16 protein-coding genes are annotated in these 15,678 nt (G+C 62.8%); 1 reads left to right on the top strand and 15 read right to left on the bottom strand.

The genetic code is table 11. The features are described from left to right. Window positions 1–11 precede the first annotated feature (11 nt). The 9 genes from ACVIJ6_RS21970 to ACVIJ6_RS21930 form a co-directional block, all read right to left on the bottom strand. Window positions 12–650: a hypothetical protein gene (locus ACVIJ6_RS21970; RefSeq protein WP_456774393.1), complete on the bottom strand. Its 639-nt coding sequence runs from the start codon at window positions 648–650 to the stop codon at window positions 12–14. 186 nt (window positions 651–836) lie between these two features. Continuing rightward, on the bottom strand, window positions 837–1,661 hold the full coding sequence (istB, locus tag ACVIJ6_RS21965) for an IS21-like element helper ATPase IstB (protein ID WP_456771792.1): 825 nt from the start codon (window positions 1,659–1,661) through the stop codon (window positions 837–839). Continuing rightward, on the bottom strand, window positions 1,658–3,190 hold the full coding sequence (istA, locus tag ACVIJ6_RS21960) for an IS21 family transposase (protein WP_456771791.1): 1,533 nt from the start codon (window positions 3,188–3,190) through the stop codon (window positions 1,658–1,660). Before istA ends, istB begins: the two co-directional genes overlap by 4 nt. Window positions 3,191–3,300: 110 nt before the next feature. Then, on the bottom strand, window positions 3,301–3,705 hold the full coding sequence (locus tag ACVIJ6_RS21955; RefSeq protein WP_456774392.1) for a hypothetical protein: 405 nt from the start codon (window positions 3,703–3,705) through the stop codon (window positions 3,301–3,303). Window positions 3,706–4,024: 319 nt separating this feature from the next. After that, window positions 4,025–4,324: a hypothetical protein gene (locus ACVIJ6_RS21950; protein ID WP_456774391.1), complete on the bottom strand. Its 300-nt coding sequence runs from the start codon at window positions 4,322–4,324 to the stop codon at window positions 4,025–4,027. Next, entirely contained in the window at window positions 4,317–5,990 is a 1,674-nt protein-coding gene (locus tag ACVIJ6_RS21945) for a portal protein (RefSeq protein WP_456774390.1), read from the bottom strand. Before ACVIJ6_RS21945 ends, ACVIJ6_RS21950 begins: the two co-directional genes overlap by 8 nt. A 104-nt stretch (window positions 5,991–6,094) precedes the next feature. Continuing rightward, window positions 6,095–6,739, bottom strand: coding sequence for a hypothetical protein (locus ACVIJ6_RS21940; protein ID WP_456774389.1), 645 nt, complete (start codon window positions 6,737–6,739; stop codon window positions 6,095–6,097). 291 nt (window positions 6,740–7,030) lie between these two features. Beyond that, on the bottom strand, window positions 7,031–7,405 hold the full coding sequence (locus tag ACVIJ6_RS21935; RefSeq protein WP_456774388.1) for a hypothetical protein: 375 nt from the start codon (window positions 7,403–7,405) through the stop codon (window positions 7,031–7,033). A 319-nt stretch (window positions 7,406–7,724) separates the two neighbouring features. Beyond that, window positions 7,725–8,396, bottom strand: coding sequence for a hypothetical protein (locus tag ACVIJ6_RS21930; protein WP_456774387.1), 672 nt, complete (start codon window positions 8,394–8,396; stop codon window positions 7,725–7,727). A 378-nt stretch (window positions 8,397–8,774) separates the two neighbouring features. Here ACVIJ6_RS21930 and ACVIJ6_RS21925 point away from each other — a divergent pair, with 378 nt between their 5' ends. Next, window positions 8,775–9,494 carry a hypothetical protein gene (locus ACVIJ6_RS21925; RefSeq protein WP_456774386.1) on the top strand — a complete coding sequence of 240 codons (720 nt, stop codon included), beginning with the start codon at window positions 8,775–8,777 and terminating at the stop codon, window positions 9,492–9,494. A 160-nt stretch (window positions 9,495–9,654) separates the two neighbouring features. On the opposite strand, the gene ACVIJ6_RS21920 is transcribed toward ACVIJ6_RS21925, so the two are convergent. The 6 genes from ACVIJ6_RS21920 to ACVIJ6_RS21895 form a co-directional block, all read right to left on the bottom strand. Next, the gene (locus tag ACVIJ6_RS21920) at window positions 9,655–10,245 is read right to left on the bottom strand and encodes a portal protein (RefSeq protein ID WP_456774385.1); all 591 of its coding nucleotides are present in this window, start codon (window positions 10,243–10,245) and stop codon (window positions 9,655–9,657) included. A 129-nt stretch (window positions 10,246–10,374) separates the two neighbouring features. Further along, the gene (locus ACVIJ6_RS21915; protein ID WP_456774384.1) at window positions 10,375–11,514 is read right to left on the bottom strand and encodes a hypothetical protein; all 1,140 of its coding nucleotides are present in this window, start codon (window positions 11,512–11,514) and stop codon (window positions 10,375–10,377) included. A gap of 137 nt (window positions 11,515–11,651) precedes the next feature. Beyond that, complete coding sequence (locus ACVIJ6_RS21910) at window positions 11,652–12,644, bottom strand: M23 family metallopeptidase (protein WP_456774383.1); 993 nt, start codon at window positions 12,642–12,644, stop codon at window positions 11,652–11,654. A gap of 516 nt (window positions 12,645–13,160) precedes the next feature. After that, window positions 13,161–13,745 (bottom strand): hypothetical protein, encoded by a 585-nt coding sequence (locus tag ACVIJ6_RS21905; RefSeq protein ID WP_456774382.1) that lies wholly within the window; start codon window positions 13,743–13,745, stop codon window positions 13,161–13,163. 370 nt (window positions 13,746–14,115) lie between these two features. Beyond that, window positions 14,116–14,286: a hypothetical protein gene (locus tag ACVIJ6_RS21900; RefSeq protein WP_456774381.1), complete on the bottom strand. Its 171-nt coding sequence runs from the start codon at window positions 14,284–14,286 to the stop codon at window positions 14,116–14,118. 105 nt (window positions 14,287–14,391) lie between these two features. After that, window positions 14,392–15,678 carry a PBSX family phage terminase large subunit gene (locus tag ACVIJ6_RS21895; protein WP_456774380.1) on the bottom strand — a complete coding sequence of 429 codons (1,287 nt, stop codon included), beginning with the start codon at window positions 15,676–15,678 and terminating at the stop codon, window positions 14,392–14,394.

The following is a 15,678-nucleotide window of genomic DNA, read 5'->3' as shown; positions in this document are numbered from 1 at the left end:
GTCGCTTCTCATCAGCTGCATTCCGGCGCCTGGACGGCCAGAAGATGTGTGTTTCCCGACACCTCGCCCCCCGACCACGTTCCCTGGAGCAGCAGGTAGCAGCCGTCTTTGCTGAAGGAGAGGTTATCGTTGGAAACGACGAATTCAGGATAGGGTAACGAGAACGTTCGCACCCCGGTGCGGTCGATGCGCGCTATTCCGAGCGTCGTGCTCCAGCGCCGATGATCCAGCAGCGGAAATGCGCAGATGCCGTAATCACCGTTGATCAGGAACGGCACGTTATATCTTCGAAACAACTTTCGGACACCGATATGAGCCAACCAGTCCTGCGCGCCCGAACCGTCCCCCAACGCCATGTAGCGCGACGTCTCGACACCGACCAGAGACGCGACTTCGCGGTCACCACAGCGCACGATCTCTGTCGAACTGAAATCCTTGGGCAACTTGGTCTCATGCCCTTCCTTGGTCCACCCGTCATCGGCTGGGACAAATCTCTGGATGACGCTCGCATCGTCGACATAAACATGCCGCTCCATGAAAAAGACGTTGTGCCGCTCGTGCGGAAACACGGCGATATCCGCCAGGAGATCCGGGCCGCTGACCAGGATTGGCTTCTCCGGAAGCGTGATATTTCGCCCATCCGGAGACAAGAACGAGTACCGCCCCACCCTCGTGAACGAATGAAAGCGTGATAGCCTGTAGCGCGACGATCAGGATGAGAACTGGGCGTCAATCTGGATGAGAAGATTGGGGCCGGGATCCTGGGATCATTGTCGCGGACGTCCGGCTTGGCAAGTGCTGATTGACGCTGGGCGACAATCAGCGGTGCGGCAGCGTCAATCAGCGGAGCTTTGAACCTCCTTCGGCGTAGCATGGACTGGTGGCCGGCTGGCGCCGCGCTTGCGGCCGAGGGCGGCCTTGCGGCGGTAGCTCTCGACGTTCATCTCGATGATCGTGGCGTGGTGGACGAGGCGGTCGACGGCGGCGAGCGTCATGGCCTGATCGGGGAAGATGCGGCCCCACTCGCCGAACGGCTGGTTGGCGGTGATCAGGAGCGAGCGCCGCTCGTAGCGGGTGGCTATCAGCTCGAACAGCACGCTGGTCTCGGCCTGATCCTTGGAGACGTAGGTGATGTCGTCGAGGATCAGCAGGTCATAGCGATCAAGCTTGGCGATCGCGGATTCCAGAGCCAGTTCACGCCGCGCCACCTGCAGCTGCTGCACGAGGTCCGTCGTGCGCGTGAACAGGACGCGCCAGCCGTTCTCGACGAGGGCAAGCCCGATCGCCGCGCTGAGATGGCTCTTGCCGCCGCCGGGCGGACCGAACAGCAACAGATTGGCCCCGGTCTCGAGCCAGACGTCACCTGCGGCGAGTGCCATCACCTGCGCCTTGGACAGCGTCGGCACGCTCTCGAAGTCGAATGTCGCGAGCGTCTTGCCCGCAGGCAGGCGTGCCTCCGTCATGTGCCGCTCGATGCGGCGACGGCCACGATCGGCCACCTCGTGTTCGGCGAGCGTGGCGAGGAAGCGCGCCGCGGGCCAGCCTTCCTTGTCAGATTGCGCGGCGAGCTTTGGCCAGATCGCCTTGACGCTCGGCAAGCGCAACTCTGTGAGAAGGAGTTCGACACGCGCGGCATCGATGGATGTGGTCGTGCTGGTCATGCTGCATCTCCCGTATTCGAGGTTGCCGGCACGAAGCCGATGGACGCCAGTTCGTCGTAGGCGGCGAGCGGTGCGAGCTCGACGGCGACGTGCGGGATCGCGGCCTGCTCCGGGCGAAAGCGGATGCGCAACGCGGCAAGGTCAGGCAGCCGTCCCGCATCGAGATCTCTGGCGACGATCTCGGCAAGCTCTGCCTCGCAGGCCCGCTCGTGAGCGAGGGCGAGAAGCTCGACCGTCACCTTGCAGGCATGACGATCGTCATATCGTTCCTGCAGAGTCTCGAACGCGCGTCGATAGGCGGCCCGTGGGAACAGCTGATCGCGATAGACGAGATTGGCGAGCGCCATCGGCTTGCGCCGCAGGGCGTGGATGACGTGCCGATAGTCGACGACATGTCCGCCCTTTTTGTCCGACACCGGACGACCACGACGCAGCGTCGCGACCTGCGTGGTGCCTATGAAGCATTCGAGGCGATCATCGTAGATGCGCACGCGCAGACGATGACCGATCAGCTTCGACGGCACCGTGTAGAACACGCGGCGCAGGATGAAGCCGCCCGACGAGGTCACGTGGATCACCTTCTCCTCGAAGTCACTGCTGCGACCTCTCGGCAGTGGCGCCAGCGTCTCCTTCTCGATTGCGATCCGCTTGACGAGATGGGCGTTGCGCCGGCCGACGACCATGTCGACGAAGGCGCGATAGGCATCGAGGTCGGCGAAGTCGCGCGTCCCCCGCAAAAGCAGCGCGTCCTCCAGCGTCTTCTTGAGATGGCCATGTGGGCTCTCGATCGAACCGTTCTCATGCGCGATGCCGGCATTGTTGCGGGTCGCCACCATGCCGTAATGCCGCATCAGTTCGTCGTAGCGTTGCGTGATGTCCTCGCGCGCATCGATCGTGAGGTTGCGGAACGCTGCCGACAGGCTGTCGCTGCGATGCTCTCTGGGGACGCCGCCGAGCGCCCACAGCGCATTCTGCAGGCCTTCGGCCAATGCGACGAAGCTCTCGCCACCGAGCACGACATGGGCGTGCGCGAAGCCGGAGAACGCCAACCGGAAGTGATAGAGCCGGTGGTCGAGCGCCACGCCCGCGATGGTGATACCCAGCACGCCGGCATCGGTGAAGTCCGACAGGCCGAGCCGCCCGGGCTCATGCTCCTGGCGGAAGATGACGTCCTGCTCGGGCCCATTGAAGGCGCGCCAGGCCGTGATGCGCCGCTCCAGCGTGCGGCGGATGTTGGGATTGAGATCGGGATGGCGCCGGCGCAGCTCCTCCAGCACACCGACCGCCCGGATACCCGGTGCGGCCTTCAGGATCGGCTCGATCTCGGCGTCCCAATAGGGCGCCAGCGGATCAGGCCGCCGCCGGCCACGCGGCTCCTGCTTCTGCGACGGCAGCCGCGGATCGGCCTCGATCCGGTAGGCACTCGCCGTCGAAAACCCGGCTTTGGCCGCCGCGGCCTCGGCCGATAACGTCAATCGGTAACTCATGTATAGCCTCATCTGGTGGTCGGTGATGTGGAGGCCAGGCAAGCCGTCGATCCTCTCTTGTCGAGACGAATCAACAGCTTGCGCTAACCACACCCGGCCGCCAGACGGCCTGAAAGGGACGCGCCGCCGGCGGGAGCGGTCCTCCGGTCGGGCTACGCCCTCCCTTCGTCCCGCTCCCGCCGGCACTCTCTCATCCTGATTGTCGCTGGGTTCTCACCTTGATTGTCGTCGCGCAATAGCCGATACGTCGCAAGTTTCGTGTCTCGCAACACGAAGAGCATCTGCTGAAATGAATCGTAGGCGACGACCGTCCGCCCATCCTGTGAGCAAGACAACGACCTCACATCGGCATTGCCCGAGACGGTCGCGAGCAGATGCTCCTCGCCGTTCAAATAGCCTTTGAAGATCGAGGTGGTTTTTCGCTGCGCATCATATTCCATATAGATGATTGCAGGTTCGGAATCGTAACAGAATTGCGGAATACCGGGGAGATCTGAGCTCCACAGAAGGCGCAGCCCGGTCTGTGCAGAAGCCGTCGCAAGAGCGAGGCTGGACATGCATCCGAGGCTCAAGATGCAAGCGGTGCTGATCAAACGCCACAAGATTCCAGCATGCTTGCCTGCGCCTGAAACGATCGGAATCTGGCGCAAACCTCTAGACATCCGACCCCATCCTCCCAATCAGGACGGCATTCCATTCCTGCGTCCTCCGTGGCCGCGGAGATCGAGCATCCTCATCACTTGCCACGCTGAACTTCGCGATCGAGATCATCAAACCAACTCCACGAGACGGTCGGCACAGAGGTCCCTCAACTCTCCGGAACGCTAGAACAAACAAGGAACACGTCAACACATCTTTTGGTTGTGCCACGGGTGACTACAGCAGTCCGAACCGCTTCCGCCGCTCCGCGGTCAGCGCGAGCTCCTTCAGCTCCGTTTGTGCCAGCTTGCCATTGGCGAGGATTGCGCCGAGATGGTCGCGCACCTTGCCGACGATGTTGATGGCCAGAAACAGCTTCTCGCGGCCAGCGACGTCGTCGATCGACGTCTGCCGCCAGGCCGAACTGTAGCTCGCCTCGAGCGCATCGAACGCGCTTGCGAGCAGGTCGTCCTCGAGCAGCGCCTTGGCGCGGATGCCGCGCGCGGCGGCTTGTTGCAGCATGCTTTCGTCAGTCATCGCGCCGCTCCGTCGTGTGGTGTGCGTGGCCCCCGCTCCCGGCCCGGGCCGATGCCGCGGCGAGACCGAGCGCCGTTTCCGCGATCTTCATCTCGTGAGCCGCCTGTGCCTGCTCTCGCTGCTGCGCCTCTCCGAGCGCCTTGAGATGCGCATCGAGCAGCGCAATCTTGGCGTCCAATCCCGCCTTGATCTTCGCCAACTCGATCTCTGCCTGCATCTTCACCTGCTGGTGGATCAGATCGTTGTGGGCCTGCTGCTGCGCGAGCTGCGCCTTGTGCGCGGCGATCGCCTGCTCGGTCTGCACCCGCGCCTGCGCTGCAATCAGCTTCGGATCCGGCGGCGGCTGCGGCGGCGCCGGCGGCGGATGCAGCAGCCTGCCGCTCTGCGGATCCACCGCGGCCGGGTCATTGAAGAAGCGCCCCGGGTTCTTGTGCCCCATGATCCGCGTCAGCTCGGCGGCTGTATTGTAGAGCTCGCGATCGCCGACCAGATTGACCTTTCCGGCCATCACCAGCTCCTTTTGCACATTGGCGATCGCCATGGTCTGGGCGAATTGCTGGGCCTTGCCGCCGGAGCCGAGGCCGACCTCGATCGTCATGTCGTCGCGCGTCTTCCAGTCGCGCGGATCGACCTGGACCCAGGCATTGCGCAACCGCACCGTCTGGCGTTGCTGGCCATGCTTGCGGATCGTGGCATGCAGCAGCCCGAACATGTCGCGGACGCCTTCGGCCATGATCCGCGCGATCAGCTTGATCCGCATCTGCGACGCCGAGAACACCTGCGCCACCGCCGTGGCGGACTGGTTCTGCAGCGCATTGGCATCGATGCCCTGCGCCTGCTTCGACAGCCCCGACCGGCTCTCGAGCTCGGCATCGATATATTGCAGCATCGGATAGATCGAGCTGGTGATGTCCGGCACCACCTGCCAGTTCAGGCCGCCCGCGGTCTTGGTGCGGACAACGCCGCCCGGCCGCGACACCAGGAGATCGTCCAGCGTGTTCGGGCCAGCATTGGCTTCGGCGACCTCGACGCGCGGGTTGTTGTGCAGATAGAGGTTGTCGAGCGCTCCGCGCTTCAGGGCCGTCTTCTCCCGCTGCAGCGGCATCACGAGATCGGCGATGGAGCGGCCGAAGAAGCGGTGCGTCATCGGCACCGGCGTGGTGGCCGCGAAAGGAATCGCATCGAACGGCGTGATGCAGTCCTGACCGTCCTTGCGCAGGATCTCGCCTTGATCGCCGCCGGTGATGATCTGGTACAGGCACGGCCTGCCCTCGCCTTCATAGTCCATCCGCACATAGTGCTCGGTGACGCGAACGAGCCTGGTGCCCGAATTGGCCGCGCTCGCCGACGCCCGCGACTGCTCGTCGACCGTATCGCGGGCCAAGGTCTCGACCCGGTTGGTCCCGGTATAGTCGCCGAGCGATCTGATCTGCGCCGCATCAAAACCCTCGGCGATCAGCTGCGCCTCGGTCTTGGTGACGATCTCGTGAAAGCAGTAATTGCAGTCGCGGATCGAGCGCGCGCCGCGCTCGATCCCGAACTCTTCGGGCGGCACCCCCATCACCCGGGCCTGCGCGAATTTTCGCGTGGTGACGATGGTGACGTCGTGCGTGGTGGTAAGTGCTGGCGCCGGTTGCGACAGTGCCGACGGCATGGAGAGGGTCATCACAATGGTCTCGCTTGGAATGGCGAAGAGGACGAGAGGGTCGGAGCCGAAGCGCAGTCACATCCGGTTTGGATCATAGTCGTCACGTCGGCTGGCGCGGAGGTTTACCATCCCGCGCGGTCGCCCCGACTGCGGAGATAATCTTGAATCAACCCGAGCAGGCCGCCTGCCCGCCGCTCACTGTTGTTAGCGGCCGGACCGGTCAAACCACCTACATTCGCGAAAGGAACAGGCGCGCGGCCCGCGCCAAATGCGCTCGCTTCTTCAAAGCGATCTGACGCTCCGCCGGTCGCTGTCGGCCCTGATCGCCCGTTCCGCTCCGCCGCGGTACGATCCGGAGGATCAGGGAAGCCATATTCCCAAACGTTTTGTCGACTTGGCACGCCTGCTCTCGCCGCGGAATCCCGCACGATTGCTTTAGTCCAAGGGCGCGAGAAGTCCTTCGACATGTCGAATGGACCATAGCCGTTGGTCACGCCGACTCCCGGCGTTCCTATTCCGAAGCCGGATGCGCTGCCGCTCCATCCACCGTTGAGACGGACTGGTCCCCTGCCAAAGCTTCCGGAAATGGAAGGCCCGGTGAGCAGACCTTCGAGATCATCGGTATAGCCCCCCGAAATGCCGAAGCCCGGCTCACCGCTGTAAAGCTGCGGATAGAGCCGCCCATGACTGTCGATATACAGGCCGCCGCCAAGACCTTTCATACGACGAAACCCAAAAACGCCGCCGGCGTAGCTGCCCTTCGTCATGCTGTCTTCTCCTCGTTTATTGAACGCACGCAAGCGCATGTCGCCGAGCTTGCGAGCCAGATATCTCGACCGCCCGGCGCTCGGAACGTGAACTGCTGCAGAATTAGCTCCGAACGACTCCGCGGCATGTGGCCTACCGCGCAGGAACACGTTCGGTGACTTGAACGATCCGGCCACAGCGACGTTGCCACGTCTGCTGAGACTGTGGCCTATTCGGCGGCAGGCTGTCGACTTTGCTCGCGTGATCCCGATCCGGACAGCATTGCTGTCATCAGGCCTCAGCGCCGTCGATCAGATATCTTCGCTTGCACGCTGCGCCCGCTCGCGATTCGACTTGTACGTCTTCCAATCCGCGAGCGCGCCATAGCCGGTCCATGTGAATGCGATCAACGCGAGAGATCCGAACACCGCCTGATCCGCCGCAAAGAGGCCGGCCGAAATCGACAAGCAAGCTGCGCAGGCGAGGCCCTCGGACCTGACATAATCGGCCTGGACATCCAGTGGCGTCGTCGGCTCCAAGGCATAGACGGAGACGGCGTACCGCGCCTTCTCGTACTCCTGGAATTGCGGAGGCAGCGTCTCGACGATGGCACGCTGGACGGAATAGGTCCGGATCGCGGAAACGAACAAGAGAAATCCACCGAGCACAAAAAACGCGATATGCATTGTCTCATCCCCGAGGATTTTAATCGCTTGCCGCTCGAACGTTGACGGCTGAGCCGTGTCGGACAAATGATACCACGCGCGATCTCATCTCACTCATATCGCCACGCCCCCTCACTCGATCTTGAGTTGCATTGCACGCAGGACGTGTTGGACCTCCGGCTTTCCAACCTTTCGCCAGGCATTGGGATGCCCAGGGGCAAGGACAGATTCATGATGATGGACTCGTCTGAAACAGGTCAGGAACGCCATGGCAGGTCAGTCAGGGAACGACGAGACTCGACTCTGTCCGCGCCCCTCGCACTCGATGATCACTGACAGGTCATCGGGGGACCGAGCCGCCCGGCGACCAACGTCCACCGCGTTGCACGGCCTCGGTCGTCAGATAGTCCTGAATCATACCGAGCAGACCGCCAGCTCGAGAATCGAATCCGCTCTCGCCCCCGGCGCCGTCTGCGGCTGCCGGCGCGACCACGCCGGCATAGCTCACAGGCGGTCCCGAGGTCGGCATGAACGGGATTGCCGAGGTCCCCGTCGAGAAGGCGCGATCCGTGTCTGCGCCGGAATAGGTCGGAGCTGGCGTAGCGTAGCGGCCATCGATGTAGCCCGAGCTCCACGGCGCCGTCCCGGCGCCGAACGGCCCCGATGGCGGCCGAACATAGGGGATCGGATCTTCGGTCACGGGACCAAGCCTCGCAAATCCGCTCTGAAGGCTTCGTTGGAACGGTGACAACTCGTCGTCTGGACCCATCGCAGGCTGGATGAATCGGTTTTTCTTCAGGAACTCGACGATCTGCTGCGGAGTCACCGTGTACGTCGTCGCCCGTGAGGCGCCCACCGAGCCGCTCAAGCCGACCTCGATCGAAGACACTTTGTTCTTGGTCGGCTGGGGAATGCCGTCACGGTCGGGCATGCTGGTGTTGACGGAGACGGAGGGAATGACCGTAGAGACATTCGAGTTCGTGCCCCACCCGAGTGAATCGGCCGATGACATGCCTCGCCGCCTGAAGACCAGACCGGCGTTGAAACTTGCCTGCGGAGGTCCGATCTTCCAGACATCCTTTCCCTTGCCCCACGAACCTGTGAACGTCGCGCGTGGTGCGTCAGCCGCTCCGGGATTCCAGTACCAAGTCCCACCGATGCCGATCTGGCCGACACGCGGGAACGACGGCGTCCAAGACAAATAAGCGCCGTCCGGGCGCAGCCTTCCGTGATCGTTGACAGACACAATGCCTCCATGATTGAAACTGCTCGAAATAGAAAGTCGCATCTCGGCCGATTGAAGTTTGATCAGCGGCCTTGGACGGTTGCGATTTCACGGCGCTCGCCCTGCCCTATTACTTTCCCGGGCATGATCACGAGGTGGTTCAAGATGCCGACGTCTGCGTATGTGGTCATCGCACTTTGGACCGGCGGGCTTCTTTATCTTGCCGGGCGTACGTTGAATTTCCTGCGGCTCGTTCTCAATAACTTAAGGCCCGGACAAGCCTATCACGGCGCGGGCTTCATCGGTCCGCTCGCGACGCGCTTCACTATGAATGCCGCCGCGGTTGAACCCGAGAAGCTCAACGAACTTGGAAAACGCTATCAGAAGAAGGCCATTCTGAATCATAGCCTGATGTTTGGGTGGCTGTTGCTTGGCTTTGTCTTGTTATACGTCTACTCGTCTTCTCTGCCGGTTGCGCAGGACGCCCCCACACACGACCAGCGCGTGATGCAGGACCGAAGCACGACGACAACGGCTTCGCCCGCCCTGGCCGACATCGAGAGATCACCGGCTGTCGCTCCCAAGTACCTCATTGGTGGAGTCGTCTGCATCTGGCTGCTCGGCATTCTTGTTCTGGCCAGCCGGGCACGCTCGCAGGTTCGGCTTGCCATAGAGCGGCGGGCACCGGACGCAAACCGATCCGAAACGCACCACTACGGATTCCGCAAATTCGCGCGTTACATCGATCCGAACGCGTTAACCGCGGAAGGCCAGGCGCTGCTCCGAGACGCAAGCCGGACTGAGACCCTTTTTCTGCTCTGGACGTTCGATGGCCTGTTCTTCGTGGTCGTTCCCTTGGCAGGGCTTTGGTCTCAGAGTCATTGATTGCCGCGACGAAAAAGCGTTCTCGGCAAGATCCGCAAAATCCCCTCGCTGTTCATACGGCGATCTGGGCCAGTGCGACAGTTTAGTTCACCCCCCTCCATCGCGTCTCGCTCATATTGCCATGCTGCCCGCTCAATTGCGAATTGCATGGCACTCGGCATTACGCCCGCACGCACCCAGCCGCCGGCGGTGCCGTCCTCGGGTCAGCAGCCGTCCCCAGCATCGTATGCGCCACGATCCGCATGCCTCCCTCAGACTCCATGACCGACTGCGCGAGAAGCGCGAACTGTTCCTCGGTCAGATCGTAGTAGGTCTCGCGGCTCTCCTCCTCGCGTTCTTCCCACCAAACCTTGACGACACCGACCTTCGAGAGGAGCGCATCCTTGATGAAGGAATACAGGATCATGAAGCCGGGATTCTGCTGCATGAAGACGTGATTGACATAGTCGGTCTCCTGCGCCGCAGCGGCCTCATCCTCGGGGCCGACCGGCTCGAAGCGCACGACCTCGTCGGATCCCGCAAAGATGTCCATCAGATGCGGCATCAGGCCCTCCACCGTGTCGGCGACATCGGTCGAGACGGCACGGGAGCGCCCTTCCTGCGCGGGCATGTCCTTCTTCATGTTGCCGAGATAGTAGTCCATGGCGTCGGCGCGTTCTTCCGCCAGGCGCGCGGCCGAGATGGCGGCCAGCGCGTCGGCCTTCTCGGCTGCGAGCATCGTCTTGAGGTCGGAGTTGGACATTTTCGGCATGATCAGAACCGTATCGTTGGCAAGATGTAAGCGATGACATGGGCCGACTGGTGCCGGCCCTGAAGAGCGGCAGCAGCGGGCGGGCGCAGGACACGATCGGCGCGAGGCCTGCTCGCAGCCGCGCCGCAATCAGCGCGCCGGGCCCCAGGGCGAGCGCCGACGCCGAGACTCAGCCCGATCCTCCAAGCCAGCCCCGGCGTCTCCAAACGCCGGATTCTGGAAGAGATAATCTGGCATTGCATTTCCGGGGAACACGCCGACCGGACCTGCAGACTCAGGCAACGACCAGACCGGCTGATCCGGCGCAGTCCCAGGCGGTCTGCCGATTGCCGTGGGCGGCAATTGGTCAGCACGGCGGGAGCGCAGGATGCGGATGGGAGACCTGACCGGATCGGGACTGCCCCCACCCGCGGCAAGGTCGGCGGGGTTCGGCGGCTCTTGTGCGCCTTGCGGAAACAAGAGAGACAGCGAAGGCGACCCTGGCTGAAACGGCGGAGCGCCAGCCGCGTCCGCATTCCTGCGTCGCGCGAGCTCACGCAGGAGCGGTGATTGCGACACCTCGGCGGCTCCGATCGCAGGAGAGGGTTGGCCAACGGGCTCGTTGTTGCGCGGCCCCACCTGTCCGACCTCCGCTGGATCATCGGCCCAGTCCGGCGCCGCCCACTCGTCTTTCTCCCAAGCCTTGTCCTCGAATGCACGTTTGGCGTAGTAAGGCGTCGACTTGATCTGCTTGTTCACATATGTTCGATCGTGCGACAGACCGTTGTAGAGCGAGTAGATGTTTTCGACGCTGGGATCGTCCAGCCGCTTTGCGATCCCCGCCAGCAGCTTCGCGGTCAGCTCGATATTGTCTCGCGGGTTGTGAACGTCAGAGCCGGGAATGAGCTTCTGCCAACTGGCATCGATGTTGCCTGGCAGGATCGTACGGGCAATCACGTCGTGGTCGAGTCGAAACAGCGACCTCACCGCCCGGCCCACAGCCTCCCCCGGATAACCGTATTCGCCACCTCTCGTGACCTCCGTGTAGATCACGGCTCTCACAAGATCGGGATTCACTCCATAGCGCCTGGCGGCCTCCTCGATCAACGCATTGTTCGTCTTGACTTGCTCAGCACCCCACTTGTGATGCTGCAAAAGCGTATTGACGGCAGGTCGCTGATCCTTGGGAATGTCGGAGAACTTCTGGCTTTGAAATTCGAACCTGGTGTCCGGCGTGTCTTCCAGAAGCGCCCGCTTTCTATCTTCCGCAGTTCGCAAATAACTTGTCATTCAATTCCCCTGGGAACGTCCTGGCAGGACCTTGACTCCGATGGAAACGGCAGCGGTGCGCGTCTCGCGTGAATGCTCCGGGACGCTGGCTCGCCTGTTGCTCGTGGGCCGTCAGAACATTGAACGAGGCAGCCGCATCATTTGCCCCAGTTGGGCGGCTTGCGCCGAAGGGCGGCCCAGTCTTCAAAGCCCGGCATGCTCCCGCCCGCATCCGGCGGCGCAAATGGATAGTCGGGTGCAGGTGGTCCAGCAACGATGCCCAGGGGGCGCTCCGATCGCGGTGGTGGAACGAACCGTCGGTCGGGAGTGATCGGAGCACTCGCTCCGCCCTCGGAGGTCCATCCGCCAAAGCGATCGGCAAAGGATGGAGCGTCATCGGGCGACACCAACGCATTCGGCATGGTCGCCGGCGCATTGACCTCCCGGTCAATTGCGCGACGCGAACGCAGAATGCGCACCGGGCTCGTCGGTGGGGATGACGATGCCGACGCGTCGGCGTTCGATCGAGAGGTCTCGGCCGGTTGCGCGCCGTAGCGAGCTCCGACATCGGGAATGTTGCCGAAGGCGTTGTCGACGGTCGTGTCACGCTGACGCTCATACCGACGCTGCTGCTCCAGGTAAGGAGCCTGATAGGGATCTGGATCGATGGGGCCTTGCGCGGTCCAGTAGTCGACAGGATTGACCGTTCGTCCGTGACGATCCTTGATCTGGTAGTGCAGATGGAAGTCCCCGCTCTCGATTCCAGGCGTCTTGACGCCGGTGTTTCCCATCGTCCCGACCAGCTCGCCGGCCATGACTGAATCGCCAACGCGCACGTGCTGGGAATGCGTATGAAGAAGCTGATGCGAGAGGCCATCCTTGTCCTGGATGGCGATCGTTCCGTAGCCTCCCCCTCCTCCTGCCATGGTGACGACGCCCGTCACCGGTGACCGAAGTCCGGGATAGCTTCTGTTCAATCGCAGCGCCTGGCCGCCCTCGTAGTTGGCGTCTGCTCCCTTGTGATCCTGCCACTTGCCCCAGCTCTCTCGCCACCTCCACCCAGGAGGGCTCGTCATGTCGGAGTAATGAGTGACGTTCGATCCGTCCGTGATCGGCTGAAGCATGCGCCGCACGGCTTGTTTCCATGACATCCCTGCTTCCTTTCATGATGTTGCGCCCCGCCGCGCGGAAGACGCCGAAGCGACCCGCGAACGCCGCCACGGCATCGTGGCTGGAGAACCCAGCCGGGCGCCGTGGAGAAACGCGATCGGCGGGATTCAAGGCGCGATTGTTCGGCGTCCGTTGCGCGCGGACACAGCGCGTCGCGAGTTAACAAGACATTCGCTCATGAGACCGGCTCGGGACGCGGCGCATCCTCCCGGTCGATGCGGTCCAGACGGCGAGCCCATGCCGTGCCGAGACTGAGGCCCAACACGGAGAGCGACGAGCCCGGCTCAGCCCTTGAGCCCGGCTCAGCTGTGGTCGAACGATGACAGACCCGATCGGCAGCAATGCCGTTGGCATGGCGGGATTCAGTCAGCACACCACGATGTCAAGCGTTGGCGCGTGGCCACGACTGAGCCATGGCCGAGCCGCCGACCCTGCGTCGGGTGACGAGTTCATGCCGACGGCACGGGACCACCGGCAGGAGCAGCGCCGCGTCGATGTCACCTCTGGAACTTGCTGGACTCCAGAGGCGCGTAGTTCTTGTGAACGAGATCGATGTTGGACCTGAACTTGATCGCAGGAAGGGTGCATTGGCGCTGTGCCTCCAGCGAATCGATCTCGTCAGTTTTCTCCTTTGCAGACATGCGACGATCTGCCTTCGTGCGAGCGACGCGGACTCTGATCAATTGCTCCCGACCGACATATCGCTTGGTCACCCGGTCATAGCCCGAAAACACCTGGATGACGTTGGCACGTATCGTCTTGAACTCGAGATATCCGCTCAGGCCGTGCTTCCTGGCGACCGCATCCAATTTGGCCATCGTCTCAGTACCTATCTCGTAGAAGCCACCGTGGCTGTTCTCTCGGACTTGGTCGATCTCGTCGGCCGCGGCCAGGAGCCCGCCAATCTGGCTCTCCGTGAGCTTGATCTGGTCGAACTCCATGCACGGACCCATGGATCCCGCAGGCCGCTTCTCAACCTTGTCTGGCGTGTCGTCGACCTGAGACTGATCAGCGAAAGCCACATTCAGAGTCAAAACGCTAAACGCCAGTGCAGCCACAGCTGCTTGCAAGTATGGGATCATGAGCCTTCGATCCGGTCTTCTGGTCCAACAAACTCGCAAACCTGTACATGATTTGTTCCGACCCGCGCAATCGCTTTCTGGTTGTAAATCTGCAAAATCAGGCGCGGCGCAATGTCAGCTTCTTCGCTTGACTTTGCGCGATCATGCTGACGAGCCTTGCTATGAGTTGTTCCGCAGCCATGACGATCTCTCCTGCCTTCCTGTTCACGTTGGGTCTCACGATCAGCGGACACACATGATGCCGGACGATAGCGCGCAGTCGGCTGCATACGGTTGCATGAAGTCTTTGCTGGTCTATGTGCTACTTTTCGTCTTCCTGTGCAGCGCCTGGTATGTCGCGTTTGACGATTGGGGACTCCTTCTCGGCATTTCAGCATTCCTCGCGATCCCCTTTGGCCGGTTCTTCGAGAAGGTCTTCGGTCATCCGCCAAAGGTCCCGTCTCTTCGCGAGCCGGACAGTGATCGGACGGATCGATCCGGCCTGATCGGGCTTGGCGAGCCAGTCCCGCAAGCGAAGGCTGCGAGCGGTCGCGTCGCGCATCAGAGTGTACCTGATAGGACAAGCACGGATCGGCGATGATCCTTCAATGCTGCGGCGACACCGCGACGAATTCAGAGCGGTGCGAGGCGTCCCGTCCGGCCGATGTCACCGCCACCCTGCTTCCTGGTATCGGATGGGCCGGTTGAAGCTCGCGGTTCGCCCGGGTGCCTCGTAGCAGACGGCCATCAGGCCGAGCGCGTCGGCGGCGTGCGATGACCAATCGTGCTCGGGGCCGAGCCCGACATTGCGCGTCTCGTCCTTGCGCTCGTGATAGAAGCCGAGCGCCTCGCGTCCGGCCTCGGTGGTCTCGGCATTGAACCATAGCTGCGGGCCGAGCCGTCGGAGCGCCTCGATGCGCATCATCGCCGCTCCCCTGCCCTGGTTCTTGACCGGCGGTTCCACGGCAAAGCCGGCGTCGCGCAGATGATCGGCGTAGCGCTTGCCGGTCACCGCATTCGTCGCGAGGCCGTCATGCGGAAGGTAGAGAATGGCGTTCTGATAGCCGCGCGCGCGCAGCCAGTTGACGTGGAAGGCCAGCACCTGCCCGACCGCCTCATAATAGTCGAGCACGCGCACTTCATTGCCGACCCACTGCACGATCCAGATCGTGAAGGCGTCGGCACTCGCGCCGGCGCCGCCGATATCGATGAAGGCGCGCAGCGGCAGCAGCGGATCGGCCGCGACCTTGCCGATCCGTCCCTCGCGTCTCACCTGCGCCAGCAAATCGGCAAAATAGGCTCCTTCGAACGCACGCACGTAGTCGCCCTCCCAGATGTGCTCGTAACGATCGGGATAGAGCGCGAGGTCGAGCCGGCGCTCTTCGTCCAGCACCGCCGGAAGCCACGGGTTGTCGCGCCAATTCGCCTTGACCACGACCGCCCCCTCGGGCTTGCGGCTGCGCATGAAATCATCGACGGCATCCGACTTGCGGCGCGGATTCCAGCTCGCCCACAATTCGGAACGTGGCGCGCGGATCGTCGGCCGCAGCAGCGACAGCGAGCGCGCGCTCAAGGTCTGTGCCTCGTCGATCCAGGCGATGCGAAATCCCTCCAGCGACTTGATCGATTCCGCAGTGTGATCCTGCATGCCGCGGAAGATGATGAGGCCGTCGCCCGGCGTCACGATGCGATCGCTGAACGGACGGAAGCCCTGGCCGAGGCCAAGCGCTGCGATCTTGCCCTCGATCAACCGCTTGGACGATTGCGCCAGCGTGCGCTGCGCCTCGCGGATGCAGACCGCGAGCGTACCGCGCTCGGCCTGGCAGGTCTCGACCAATAGCTCGCCGAAGAAGTGCGACTTGCCCGAGCCGCGGCCGCCGAACGCGCCCTTGTAGCGCGCCGGCGCCAGCAGCGGCTCGAATACTTTCGCAGTGGGGATCTTGAGGGTGGACAA

The sequence above is a fragment of the Bradyrhizobium sp. USDA 4369 genome (assembly GCF_054056435.1).
The sequence above is the reverse complement of the archived record's forward strand: the minus strand, read 5'-3'. Positions and strand labels throughout refer to the sequence as shown.